Raw genomic sequence first — 12,613 nt, 5'->3', positions numbered from 1 at the left:
GCGGTTCCCGCCCTCATCCGCTGTGCGGTGAGGGCGGGAACCCGGCGGTGCGTGGCCGCTACAGCTCGCGCGGCCGGGCCTGCACGTCGGCCATCCAGGCGACCAGCTCGTCGGCGTCGGTGGGCAGCGCGTCGGACAGCACCCGGGCGGCGCCGTCGGTGACCACGAGGTCGTCCTCGATGCGGACGGCGACCCCGCGCAGCTCGTCGGGGACGGTGCGGTCGTTGACCTGGAAGTACAGGCCGGGCTCGACGGTGAGGCAGTGCCCCGGCTGGAGCGTGGTGGCCAGGTACTCGGCGCCGTCCAGGGTGGCGCAGTCGTGCACGTCCAGGCCGAGCAGGTGGCTGGTGGAGTGCAGGGTGTAGCGCCGGTGGGCGCCGGCGCCGGGGCGGGCGAGGTCCTCGTGCAGGGCGTCGTCGGCCGACCAGGGGATCAGTCCCCAGCGGCAGAGGTGGTCGGCCAGGACCCACTGCGCGGCGCGGTGGGCGGCGAGGAAGTCGCGGCCGGGGCGGACCTCGGCGATGCCGGCGTCATGGGCCTCGCGGACGGCGTCGTGCACCCGGCGCTGGACCGGCGTCCAGGTGCCGGAGACGGGCAGGGTGCGGGTGACGTCGGCGGTGTAGAGGGAGGTGGTCTCCACGCCCATGTCGGCGAGCAGCAGCTGGCCGGGGCGGATGTCGCCGTCGACGGGGGCCCAGTGCAGCGAGGTGCCGTGCGTGCCGGCGGCGACGATGGAGGAGTAGCCGACGTCGTTGCCCTCGAGGCGGGCGCGGCGCCAGAAGGTGCCCTCGAGCCAGCGCTCGCCGCGCCGGCCGTCGCCGGCGAGGAGCTCCGGCAGTTCGCGGACGACGTCGGCGAACCCGCGGGCGGTGGCGGCGCAGGCGTCGGCGAGGCGGTCGATCTCCCAGTCGTCCTTGACCGCGCGGAGGCGGTCGACCGTGCGGCCCAGCTCGGGGTCGCCGGGTCCCAGGTCGGGGTCGACACCGCCGAGGACCCGGGCGTCACCGGCGGCGCGGAGGGCGGCGGGGAGCTCGGTGCGCGGTCGGACCTGCACGTCGAGAGCGGCGGCGGTGCCGGCGGCGGAGGGGACGCCGCCGACCCAGAGTGCGCCCTCGCGGCGGTCGGTGACGTAGGTGAGCGTGCCCGGCCCGGCGGAGGGCGGCAGGTAGATCGTGGCGGCGCCGTCGGGGGCGAGGAGGAGGACGGCGCCCTCGGCCTGGTCACCGGTGAGCCAGGTGTAGGCGCTGGCGGGGCGGAACCCGTAGACGGTGTCGTTGGCGCGGACCGGAGCGGTGCCCGACGGGACGACGACGGTGCCCCCGGGCAGGGCGGCCAGCAGGCGGGCGCGGTGCGCGGCAGCGGCGGCGGCGGCGCCCGGGTGGGCAGGATGCGGCGCCTCGGGCTCGGGGTCCCAGCCGTCGGCCAGCGTGGTCTGCACCCAGGGCCCGAACGCCTGGTCGTGCGGGGCGCGGCGGGTGGCGTCGGGGACGGCGGGGCTGCCCGCGAGGTCGTCGGCAGAGCTCATGCACCCAGTCTCCCGCTGCCCTCGTCGGGCCGTGTGCCCACCCTCCGCCGACGCCACGGCGACCCGGCTGCCGCTGCTGATCGTGCTGCCTGGCGGAACCGGCGCTTGGCCTGACCCACCCCTTCCGACGACCCGGAGCCCTGGGTCCCGCCCCGTCGGACTGCAGTCGCGTCGGCCACCGAACCTGCGTCCGAGTCGCTCCGGATCAGCTCCGCCACCGGCCAGCGTGGCGACCGCGTGGCCCAGGGCCCCGCCACTGTGCCGGACCTCGCCTCAGAGCACCCCCTCCCGTCGAACCCGGCCCGGGCCACCGCGAAGGCCCGCACCCCGAGAACCGATGGCCGTCCGGCGGCCGTATCGAAGCCTTGGGTGATCACCTTGGACGGGACGCCCACCCGGGCGGCCGAACGCCGCTCAGCGGGTCGTCTGTCGAGGCCAGACGGTCAGAAGGGTGGTGGGTCGGCGGCTGGGTCGTAGGGCGGCGGCGACTCCTCGAGCAGGTCGAGGACCTCACCCATCGCCGGTGGCCGGGTGGTCCGGGTCGTGCCGCCGGGCGTGGTCACGTGCAGGGTGCCGTCGGCGTCGATGGCGAACCGCCAGCCGGGCGCGTGGGTCTTGAGCCGGTGGTGCCGGCGGCAGAGCATGGCCAGGTTGCGGACGCAGGTCGGTCCACCCCGTTCGGGGTCGTGGTGGTCGTAGGGGATGACGTGGTCGGCGTCGCAGGTCCGGGCGACTTGTCGGCAGCCGGGGAAGCGGCAGTGCCGGTCGCGGGCGCGCAGGTACCGGTACTGGGCTGCGGTCGGTGTGTAGCCAGGAGCTGGTGGTGGCGGTCCGAGTCCACGCCCGCCCTTCGCAGCGGCGACCAGCTCCTCGGGGGTGGCGACGGCGAGCAGTCGGCCGCGCTCGCCGGTGACGGTGAGGTCGAGGTCTCCGCCGTCGGGGTGGGTCAGGCCGAGGGCATCGATCCGTTGCAGCAGGGACCGCACCGCGGCCGGGGTGACCGGCAATCCGCCGACGTGCCCGACCCGGCTCCCGCCACCCGCATCACCGGCGGCAGGGACGCAGGTCGCCGCGTCCTCGGCCGCCCCGTCGTCGGCCGCCGCGTCCTCGGCCGCTCCGTCCTCGGCCGCTCCGTCCTCCGACATTCCGTCGCTGGGGACGGTGCCCTCGGTTGTTGCCGAGTCGGCCTGCGCCGGGGCGTCGGGGTGGAGGTCGGCTAGGTCGGCGTTGATGGTCACGTGGGCGACGGCGGGGTCCTGGGCTTCCCAGGGGCGGGTGATGAGGGTGGCGACCAGTTCGGTCTCGATCTCCCCGGCCCGGCGGTCATCACCGTCGGCCTTCCGCTCCCGGGCGAACGCCGCCAGCTGGGCCTTCACCAGCTTCGCGGTCGCGGCCTCCATGCCGTTCACCCGCACGTCAGCCAGGCCGTCGCCGGTGCCCTGCACCCGCACCCCGGCCTCCCGCTTGCGCAACTCCCGCCGCCGGTCCGCCGCCGCAGGGTCCGCAGCGATCAGCGCGGCCTCGAGCCGGTCGCGCAGCGTCGAGGGCGCGCACCCGGCCGCGGCCCACGCCACCCCACGCGCGGCGACCACGTCGACGATCGCGTCGTCGACCGGGCCGCCCCACGACCGGGCCTGGTACCGCATCGCCCGCACGATCGCCTTGGCGCGGGTCTCGTCGATCCGCTGATCAGCCAACGCCTCCCACACCGCCGGGAACTGGCGGACCAGCGTGAGGTCGTCATCGACCAGGTACCGAGCCGACCCGACCGACATGTTCAGCAGCACTGCGACCTCGTCGGGCAGGAAATCGTCCGCGGTCTGCAGCGACGGGTCAAGATCCGGGTCGGCCTCGGGGCGGGTATCGGTGCGCGCGCCGGGGGCGAAGGGCAGCGGCTGGCGAGCACCGAGGGTGGCTTTGCGCTCGACGAGGCCGGCGCGGTACGCGGCCAGGGCCGACATCTGCTTGGCCACCGAGGCCAGCTCGGCGTCCAATTCGGTACCGGAGAGCCCGGCGGTGGCCGCGAGCTCGGTCAGCCGTGGGACCGGCGCGGCGTCGACGGGGACGGCGGTGACGTAGGGGGTGACCTCCACCCGGAACCGTCGCGCCGTCGCTGTCATGGACCTAGTCCACCAGAGGGGTCTGACAAAAACGGCCAACAGAACAGGCCTTTGACCTGCTGATTATCAGTGGCTCCGCCGCCACTGGCAGTGACGGAAGCCGCTGATCCCCCGCACGGCCAGCTGGGGGTCATCGACGCTCACCCAGCTGCCGCTGGTCGCGACGCGGCGACGCTGGTGGAGGTGTTCGTTGTGTGCTCCGGGCCCTGAGCCAGCTCGACCTTCGGCGCAGCGGCGTCGCTCGCTCTGTGGTGCAGCCCGATCGCCCCACGGTCATGTCGACCAGCGGGTCGAACACGACGGGCCCGCCGACCGACGCCTCGACGGCGGGCCGGCGTAGGTAGACCAGCAGTTGCTCGCAGCCGGCCTTCCCAGGTCATGTGACGTGCCCGGTGGGCGGGACGCGGAGCAGGGACAGCGGCGCCCGGATGGCCGCACGTGGCAGGGCTGTGGCCGCACTCGGCCCGGTGACGCGCCCGGTCAGCTGGGCGGGATGGTCGGGACTGCTCGACGCGGACGCAGCGCGGAGAACGGTGCTCGGTTGATCGCGGCCGACAAGCTGCGCCTGGACCTCCGTGCCTTGACCGCCGTATCCGGGGGCCGTGCCCCGGGCGGACATGGCCGGATAGCTCGCACGGACGGCCCCGCCCCGGACCGCCGCGCCCGGCCGACCACGGAGCAGAGCCGATCCAGCACGGCACCGTCGCGGCCCGTCCGGCGGCACCGCCGGCTCGACCTCGCTACCCCCGGTGCAGCCGCACGTGCAGCTCGCGCACCCGCGCCGACAGCTCCTCGTCCGGACCGTCGACGGGGATGCCGGGCGCGACGACGGTGACCGGCAGGGTGGCGACCGGTCCGGGCGCGACCCCGAGCTCGGTCAGCCACGCGGCCAGCTGCGCCGAGGAGCTGGCGTAGACGATCCGGCCCAGGCCCACCCACGCGTGCGCCGCCGAGCACATCGGGCAGTGCTCGCCGGACGTGTAGACCGTCGCCGCGGGGCGGTCGGCGGGGTCCATGTGCTCGGCGGCCCAGCGGGCCAGCTCGAACTCCGGGTGCCGGGTCGAGTCCCCGCCGGCGATCCGGTTGCGGTCCTCGGCGAGCACGGTGCCGTCGGCGGCCACCAGCACCGACCCGAACGGCTCGTCGCCGGCCACCAGCGCCTCCTCCGCCAGCTCCACGCACCGCACCAGGTGGGCCCGGTCGACCTCGGACAGGCTCACAGCGACACCACGACGCCCTCGGTCGCACTCCGTCGCGCAGCGTCCAGCACCCGCGCGGTGGCCACGGCGTCCCGCGGGTCGACCGGCACCGGGCCGGTGCCGCGCACGGCGGCCGCGAACGCCGGGTAGAACGTGTCCCACCGGCCGCGCTCGCTGGGCACCACCGTCGACTCGGCCCCGCGCTGCAGCCGGCCCCAGGCCGTCTCGGGCTCGGTGCCCCAGTCCGCGGTGGCGGGCGAGGTGCCGGCGATCAGCGCGAACTCCTGGCCGTCCATCGCGCCCATCCCGTTCTCCAGCACCTGGTCGCCCACCACGTAGGACCCCGCCGTCCCCACCACGCGGAACCGCGGCCCCGGCGCACCGGTGCGCCAGCTGCCGCCCAGCACCGACCGCGCCCCGGACACGTGGTCCAGCACCACCAGCACGTCGTCGTCCAGCCCGGACTCCCGCAGCGACCAGCGGGCGAACACCGAGCCGACCGGGCCCAGCAGCACCAGCGCCTGGTCGACCAGGTGGCTGCCGAAGTCCCGCAGCGTGCCGCCGCCGGCCGCCCCCGGGCCGTCGCCGTCGCTCATCCGCTCGAACCGGGACTCCAGCGTGCGCACCTCGCCCAGCGCGCCCTCGTCGACCAGCCGGCGCAGGGTCAGGAAGTCGGAGTCCCAGCGCCGGTTCTGGTACGGCGCCAGGGCCAGGCCGGCGGCGGCCGCCCGGTCCACCGAGGCCTGCGCGGCCGCCGCGTCCAGCGCGAAGGGCTTGTCGCAGACCACGGCCAGGCCGAGGTCCAGCGCCCGGTCGGTCAGCGGGCTGTGCGTGTCGGCCGGGGTCGAGATCGCCACCGCCTCCGCGCCGGCCTCGACCAGCGCCTCCAGCGAGTCGAAGCACGCCGCCGACGGGTGCTCCTGGGCCACCAGCGCCCGCCGCTCCGGCGACGTGGTCACCACGCCGAGGAAGTCCACGCCCTGCGCCGCGGCCAGCAGCGGGGCGTGGAAGTACCGCCCGCCGAAGCCGTAGCCGACCAACCCGAACCGCACCGCACCGTCGTCCATGACGGGGAGTCTGACTCAGCAGGGCAGGTCGTGGTCCAGCAGGCGCCCGTCGCGCTCGACGACGTACTGGCTGAGGACGACGTCGCCCCCGGCGGTCAGCGGGGTGTCGCTGCAGTGCAGCGCGGCCTCCCCGCGGGACAGCGCCCCGGCCAGCCAGCTGTCCAGCTCGTACAGCGGGCTCCCCGGCGGCACCCACCCGACGATCTGCTGCCACTGCTGCCCGGTGGAGTACAGGCCGATCCGCGCCCCGGTGGAGGCCAGGTAGTCGGTCATGCCCTCCAGCGCCGCCCGGTTGTTCGCCAGGGACGCGGCGGTGCCGGATTGCCAGGTGTTCATCGTCTCGACGTCGAGCCACCAGACCAGCTCGGCCGGGACGACGTCCACCCCGGCGGTGCGTGCGGCGGGCAGCAGGAAGCCGTGGATGTCCACCGAGGCGCGGGTCTGGCCGTAGACCCACGAGCAGGCTCGGTCGTTGTCGCCGGTGCAGGAGCCGTACGGGGTGTCCCCGCTGCGCGGCCAGGTGCTGATCTCGTCCTGCAGGTGGCCGGGGTTCGCGGTGTTGACGTAGACCTGCAGCGGCGGGTGGGCCGCGGCGTCCCCGGTGGCCCGGGCCGCCCAGGCCAGCTGCTCGGCCAGGCAGGGGTTCGCGGTGGTGGCCACCCCGCCGTTCACGCCGACGACCCCGAAGTCCGCCCCGGTCGGCAGCGGGGTGCCGCACTGGGGGTACGAGACGTCGAAACCGGTCACCGGGTCACCGGGAGCGGCGGCGGCGACGCCCGGGGACAGCACGACGACCACTGCCCCCGCCAGCCCGGCGAGGGATCGCCGGAGGGCCCCCATGCTGGCGACGGTACCGCGCCGGTCGGCGTCCTAGGGTGACCGCGTGACCCCGCCGGCCGACCGCGACGCGCGGGTCGGCGACGTCGCCCTGCAGGTCCTGGCGGTCGTGCAGGACATCGAGCAGCGGTGGGGCGAGGTGCTGCTGCGGGGCGGGCTCACCGGCACCCAGCTGACGCTGCTGCGCTCCATGGTCGACCACGGGCCCACCGCGCTGGACGCCGTCGCCGCCCACCTGCACTGCGACCGCGCCATGGCCGAGGTCGCCGTCGACCGGCTGACGGCCCGCGGCCTGGTCCGGCGGGCGCCGGACGGCCGGGTCGAGATCGCGCCGCGGGGCAGCCACTTCGTCGGCGAGGTCTGGGCCGAGATGGCGGCCCGGACGTCGGTCGGCCGGCTGGACGACGAACAGCCGGCCCAGCTGTCCGAGCTGCTCACCCTGATGGTCGGACCGCCGAACGCCTGACGGGGGAGGTTAGCGGGCCGCCTCGTGCAGCCGCAGCCGGGCCAGCAGGTCACCCAGGACCAGCCGGGTGTCGACCTGGGTGTACCGCCGACGCGGCGCGGCCCGGGCCCGACGGGCAGGTCGACCCACCCGCTGGACTCCGTGCCCAGCGCGGTGACCAGCAGCGGCGCGCTGTCGCCCAGCGGCCAGACGCCGCCCACCCGCAGCCAGTCCGGCGGGCTGGTGAACCGCTCCCACAGCCATCGGCCCAGCGCGCCGGTGGTGGCCAGGTCGGCCTCGAGCTCGGCGACCGAGACGGGCCAGCTGCCGGTAGGTCTCCTGCGGGAAGAGGTGGACGGCGAGGTCGCGGTGTCCGAGCACGAACTCCGCGGCCCGCGGGTCGGTGTCCCGGTTGTACTCGAACCCGTCGGTCTCGGTCCCGCCCACCCAGACCAGGGTGCAGCGGCCGACGATCGACGGGTCCGCCGCCAGGGCGTCGGCGACGGTGGTCAACGGGCCCCCGCAGACGAGCACCAGCGGCAGCGCGTCGTCGGCCAGCGCCGCGGCGATGACCGCGTCCGCGGCCGCCGACGTCCCGGTCCCGTCGTAGACCCCCTCCCGGCCGGCGAACACCGGTACCGGGGTGCCGGTCATCCGGGTGAGCTCCTCGGCCAGCGCGGCGCCCGCGGCCGCCGAGGAGGCGGGCGACGGGAACTGCGGGTTCAGGCAGGTGCTGGTGACCGCGACGACCCGGTTGGCGGGGGACAGCAGGTGGTGGGCGAGTGCCACCAGGCCGTCGGGGTCCCCGGAGAAGTCGTTGTCCACCACCACGCGGCAGGTCGGCGCGATGTGCGGGGCAGCGGTGGTCATCGTCAGCGCGGCCGGCGGAGCACCCGGACGCGGACCATGCCCAGCCGCTCCCCGGGCAGCACGAACAGCCGCTCGTCGCCGTTGAGCAACCGGCCCGGCACCCACGCCCCGTCGACGACGGTGCCCTCCTCGACGGCGTCGACCTCGACCACGGCGTCGTCGGCCGAGAGGTCCAGCGCCAGTCCCTGCCCGACGAGCAGGAACTCGTCGGCACCCTCGGCGAGCACGATGCCGAAGGGCCGGCCGTCGGCGGGGGAGGGCCGGGCGTCGGGGCCCTCGGTCTCGCTGGGCCGGGGACCGGCCGGGGGCGGGCCCTGCACGCCGACGTCCAGCAGCATCTTGTCCAGCAGGGCCCGGGCGTCCCGGGCGACGACGTCGTAGCCGCCGAGGGAGAACCACTGCTCGGTCTGGCCCGCCTCGAGCAGGACGCCGGCGATCCGGTCCTCGGCCTGGGCCGCGGTGATCCGGTCCTCGATCGACCCCAGCAGGGTGCAGGCGTCGCCGAGCTGGCTGCCGGGCCGGACGTCGTCCACCCCGAACACGCAGAACCCCAGCGCCCGGTGGGTGCCCAGCGCCCAGAACAGACTGCCGGTGCGCAGCGCGGACTCCGGGACGAAGAGCGGGTTGTCCGGGCGGTGGTAGTCGGTCATGACCGGCTTGACGTCGGCCCCGTAGAGGTCCGGGCCCAGCAGGTCGATCGCCGGGGCGGCGGCCCGCCACAGGTCCAGCACCCGGCCCACCGGGCCACCGCTGGGGTAGTCGCCGGCCTCGGGCTGACCCGGCTGCGGGCCCAGCCAGGCGTTGGCCAGCGTCGGCAGCGCCGTGACCTCCTTGCCCGCCGCGGCCAGCGCGCCGCAGTAGGAGGCGAAGCCCCAGGCCATGAAGGCCTCGTTGGCCTCCCAGTCGTCGCCGAACACCTCGGCCCAGGTGCCCGTCGTCCGGCGGCCCTGCCGGGCCCACAGGGCGGACAGCTCCGGCCGCAGCGGCGCCTCGTCCTCGCGGGCGAGTCGGGCGAGCAGCTCGGCCGGCACCGGGGCGGACCAGGCCTGCTCGGCCACCGGCGAGCGGTCCCGGCTGTCGCCGAGCAGCCCGACCTCGTTCTCGACCTGCACCATGACGACCCGGTGCCCGCGGTCGACCTCGGCGAGGTGCCGCAGGAACTCCACGTAGGCGCGGCGGTCGGCGGCCAGCAGCTCCGGGCCGAAGACGCTGAGCACCGGCTTGGGCATCCCGCCCGGGTAGGTGAACGCCTGCGACCGGGCGCCGTGCGCCTCGGCCCGCGGGAAGCGCGCGGTGTCCGAGCGGACCCAGGACGGCGCGTAGGTGGACGCCGCGTTCTTGAACGCGCCGAACCAGATCAGCACCAGCCGCAGGTCCAGCTCCTCGGCGGCGGCGACCTGGGCGTCCACCGACGCGAAGTCCAGGGTGCCCTCGACCGGCTCGACCTGGGCCCAGCTGACCGTGCCGATGACCGTCCGGATGCCCTGGGCGGCCAGCCGGGTCATGACCTCGCGCACCCGGTGCGGGTCCGAGGAGGTCGAGTTGTGCAGCTGGCCGCCCAGCAGCAGCGCGGGCCGGCCGTCGACGACGAGCTGCTGCCCGGTGGCGGTGGCGCGCAGGTGGGGGAGTGCTGTGGTCACGGGGTCTCCTCGGTGGTGCGGGTGTCGTGCAGGTCGGTGAGGGCGGCGTGCACCCGGTGCAGCCCGTCGGGGTCGGCGAACATCAGGGCGGTGCGCAGGGTGGAGCCCGCCTCGTAGCGCAGCGCGCCGGCGAAGGCGAGGGCCCGGCCGGGGTCGAAGGCGGCCACCTCGGCGCGCACCAGGGCGAGGGCATCCGGGTCGTCGACCAGGTCGGCGAGGTCGGTGTCCAGGCCGCGCAGCTCGGTCGCGGGCAGCTCGTCGGTCAGGTCGACCTCCCACGCGTGCGCGCCGGAGCCCACCTCGTGCCGGGTGCCGTCGGGCAGCTCGACCTCGGCCGTGGCACCGGGCGGCACCAGAGCGGTGACCCGCACCCGGTCGGCGGTCCGCTCCCAGCCGGCCTCGGCGGGCCCGTACGGCGTCACCTGCCGGGACCCGGCCGAGGTCAGCCCCGGCAGCACGGCGGGGGCCACCCGCAGCCGCGCGAACCCCGGCTCGGCCGCGGACAGCCCGGCCAGGCCGCGGTGCAGCCAGTCGACGACGGCGCCCAGCGCGTAGTGGTTGAACGACGTCATCTCGTGGCCGTTCACCGAGCCGTCGGGCAGCAGCGCGTCCCAGCGCTCCCACACCGTCGTCGCGCCCACGGTGACCGGGTACAGCCAGGACGGCGCCTCGGTCTGCAGCAGCAACCGGGAGGCGGTGTGCAGGTGGCCGGTGGCGCACAGCGCGTCCATGACCAGCGGGGTGCCGACGAAGCCGGTGCCGATCCGGTAGCCGTCCTCCCGCACGATCTCCGCCAGCCGTCGGCCCAGCCGGGCCCGCAGGTCGGGGTCGGTGGCGAGGCCGAACACCAGGGCCATCGCGTAGGTGGTCGGGCCCTCGGACACCATCCGGCCGGCCGGGGTGACGTAGGTGGCCAGGAACGCCGTCCGGGTGCGCTCGGCGAGCGCTGCGTACCGCGCCGCGTCGTCCCGGTGGCCGAGCACGGCGGCGGACCGGGCGACCAGGTCCAGCGAGCGGAACAGGTACGCCGAGGCGACCAGCGACGGGTGGGTGCGGCCCTCGCGGGGGCTGTGGGCGGGCGCCCGCGGGTCCAGCCAGTCGCCGAGCTGGTAGCCCCGCGACCACAGGCCGTCTCCGTCGGCCTGGGCCAGCTCGACGTCCACCCAGGCGCGCATGCTGGCGTACTGGCGGGCGAGCAGCCCGGTGTCGCCGAACCGCTCGTACAGCGTCCACGGGACGACGGTGGCCGCGTCGCCCCACGCCGCGACCACGCCCTCCCGGTCGGACTCCATGGCCGTCGGCACGATGATCGGCACCACCCCGCCGCTGTGCTCCTGCTCGGCGGCCAGGTCGGCCAGCCACGAGGTCAGGAACGCGTCGCAGTCGTGCAGCACCGCGGCGGTGCCGGCGAAGACCTGCAGGTCCCCGGTCCAGCCCAGTCGCTCGTCGCGCTGCGGGCAGTCGGTCGGGATCGACAGGAAGTTGCCCCGCATGCTCCAGACGACGTTCTCGTGCAGCCGCTCCAGCAGCGGCTCCGAGCAGGTGAAGGTGCCGGTGCGGGCCATGTCGGAGTGGCAGACGACCGCGGTGACGGCGGCCGGGTCGAACTCGCCGGGCCAGTCGTCGACCTGCAGGTAGCGGAACCCGTGGAAGGTGAACCGGGGCTCCCACTCCTCGGGCTCGCCGCCGGCGAGGGTGTACCGGTCCACCGAGTACGCGTACCGGAGCTGCCGGGTGGCCAGCTCGCCGTCCTCCAGCACCTCCGCGTGCCGCAGCGTGACGGTGTGCCCGGCCGGCCCCTGCACCCGGATCCGCACCCGGCCGACCAGGTTCTGCCCGAAGTCGACGACGGTGGCCCCGGCCCGCGTGGTCAGCACCGCGACCGCGGCGACCTCCTGCGTGCGCCGGACCGGCTCGGCGGTGGCCGGCACCCGCGCGGCGCCCGGGTCGGCCAGCACCCGCACCGGCGACCAGCCCGGGCCGGTCGTCGTCCGGGACCAGGACGGGGCGTGCCGGGTGGCGTCGAACTCCTCGCCGGCGTAGATCCCCGAGGTCAGCAGCGGTCCGGCGGTGCGGCCGGTCCACGTGCCGTCGGTGCCCACGGTGACCCGGCTGCCGTCGGCCAGGTCGACCTCGAGCTGGGCCAGCAGCGCGGCCGGGCCCGCGTAGGCCCGGGTGGCCCGGCCGAAGAAGCCGTACCGCTCGGTGAACCAGGCGCCGGCCAGCCAGGCCCCGACGACGTTCTCCCCGGCGTGCAGCTGCGCGGTCACGTCGTGGGTGGCCACCAGCACCCGGTCCCGGTAGCTCGTCCAGCCAGGAGCCAGCACCTCGTCGCCGACCACGGTGCCGTTCAGCTCGACCTCGTAGGCGCCCAGCGCGGTGACGTGCAGGCGGGCCCGGACCGGCTCGGCGGGCAGCACGAACCCGCGGCGCAGCTGCCCGGGCCGGTCGTCGGCGGCGTCGGGCAGCGCGACCCAGTCGGCCGACCAGTCCGCTGCGGTCAGCAGCGGCGCCTCGGCCTCGACGGCCGCCGGGGTCGCCCGGACGCCGTCGGACCCGGTGGTGGTCACCTCGAGCCGGACCCGCTCGCGCGGCTGCAGCGGCGGGAACGGCCACGGCACCAGGACGGCGTCCGGGCCGTCGACCACGTGCTCCTGCACGGCGCCGTCCCCGCGGGTGACCAGCAGGTGGGCCGAGGCCTGGGTCCAGCCGGTCGCGGGCGTCGCGGTCCGCCAGGAGACCGGCGGCGCCGCGCCGTCGGTCCAGACCGCCCCGTCCCGACGGCGACCCACGCGCAGGTCTGCCACCCTCGCCGGGGTGGGCGTGCTCGTACCGGGCCGGTCCACGGTGGTCCTCCGGAGGGGGGGGTCTTTTGTCCCTGCGGACCATATGATGCAGCACACGCACAAG

9 protein-coding genes are annotated in these 12,613 nt (G+C 75.9%); 1 reads left to right on the top strand and 8 read right to left on the bottom strand.

Going from position 1 to position 12,613, the window contains the following annotated elements:
- Positions 1 to 58: 58 nt before the first annotated feature.
- The 5 genes from UXQ13_RS17850 to UXQ13_RS17830 all read right to left on the bottom strand — a co-directional run bounded on the left by UXQ13_RS17850 (position 59) and on the right by UXQ13_RS17830 (position 6,751).
- A complete protein-coding gene (locus tag UXQ13_RS17850; protein WP_225235799.1) occupies positions 59 to 1,525 on the bottom strand; it encodes an aminopeptidase P N-terminal domain-containing protein in 1,467 nt (488 codons plus the stop codon).
- Positions 1,526 to 1,968: 443 nt separating this feature from the next.
- Positions 1,969 to 3,645, bottom strand: a complete 1,677-nt coding sequence (locus tag UXQ13_RS17845; protein ID WP_336392642.1) for an HNH endonuclease signature motif containing protein — start codon at positions 3,643 to 3,645, stop codon at positions 1,969 to 1,971.
- A 740-nt stretch (positions 3,646 to 4,385) separates the two neighbouring features.
- Positions 4,386 to 4,865, bottom strand: coding sequence for a nucleoside deaminase (locus tag UXQ13_RS17840; protein WP_225235516.1), 480 nt, complete (start codon positions 4,863 to 4,865; stop codon positions 4,386 to 4,388).
- Positions 4,862 to 5,911 carry a Gfo/Idh/MocA family protein gene (locus UXQ13_RS17835; RefSeq protein ID WP_225235517.1) on the bottom strand — a complete coding sequence of 350 codons (1,050 nt, stop codon included), beginning with the start codon at positions 5,909 to 5,911 and terminating at the stop codon, positions 4,862 to 4,864. The genes UXQ13_RS17840 and UXQ13_RS17835 overlap by 4 nt, the downstream gene beginning before the upstream one ends.
- Before the next feature lie 15 nt (positions 5,912 to 5,926).
- Positions 5,927 to 6,751, bottom strand: a complete 825-nt coding sequence (locus UXQ13_RS17830) for a glycoside hydrolase family 25 domain-containing protein (protein WP_336392641.1) — start codon at positions 6,749 to 6,751, stop codon at positions 5,927 to 5,929.
- A gap of 43 nt (positions 6,752 to 6,794) precedes the next feature.
- Here UXQ13_RS17830 and UXQ13_RS17825 point away from each other — a divergent pair, with 43 nt between their 5' ends.
- On the top strand, positions 6,795 to 7,214 hold the full coding sequence (locus UXQ13_RS17825) for a MarR family winged helix-turn-helix transcriptional regulator (RefSeq protein ID WP_225235519.1): 420 nt from the start codon (positions 6,795 to 6,797) through the stop codon (positions 7,212 to 7,214).
- A gap of 9 nt (positions 7,215 to 7,223) precedes the next feature.
- Here the strand turns inward: UXQ13_RS17825 and UXQ13_RS17820 are convergent, their stop codons facing one another.
- From UXQ13_RS17820 to UXQ13_RS17810, 3 genes are read right to left on the bottom strand one after another with little or no spacing between them, the layout of a single operon-like run.
- Positions 7,224 to 8,063 carry a nucleoside hydrolase gene (locus tag UXQ13_RS17820; protein WP_225235520.1) on the bottom strand — a complete coding sequence of 280 codons (840 nt, stop codon included), beginning with the start codon at positions 8,061 to 8,063 and terminating at the stop codon, positions 7,224 to 7,226.
- A 2-nt stretch (positions 8,064 to 8,065) separates the two neighbouring features.
- Positions 8,066 to 9,703 (bottom strand): GH35 family beta-galactosidase, encoded by a 1,638-nt coding sequence (locus tag UXQ13_RS17815; RefSeq protein ID WP_336392640.1) that lies wholly within the window; start codon positions 9,701 to 9,703, stop codon positions 8,066 to 8,068.
- Positions 9,700 to 12,510 carry an alpha-L-rhamnosidase gene (locus UXQ13_RS17810; protein ID WP_225235522.1) on the bottom strand — a complete coding sequence of 937 codons (2,811 nt, stop codon included), beginning with the start codon at positions 12,508 to 12,510 and terminating at the stop codon, positions 9,700 to 9,702. Before UXQ13_RS17810 ends, UXQ13_RS17815 begins: the two co-directional genes overlap by 4 nt.
- Positions 12,511 to 12,613 lie beyond the last annotated feature (103 nt).

This window comes from Klenkia terrae (assembly GCF_037083865.1).
Lineage (GTDB): Bacteria > Actinomycetota > Actinomycetes > Mycobacteriales > Geodermatophilaceae > Klenkia > Klenkia terrae.
Note: the sequence above shows the minus strand (reverse complement) of the source record. Positions and strands in the feature narration are given on the sequence as shown.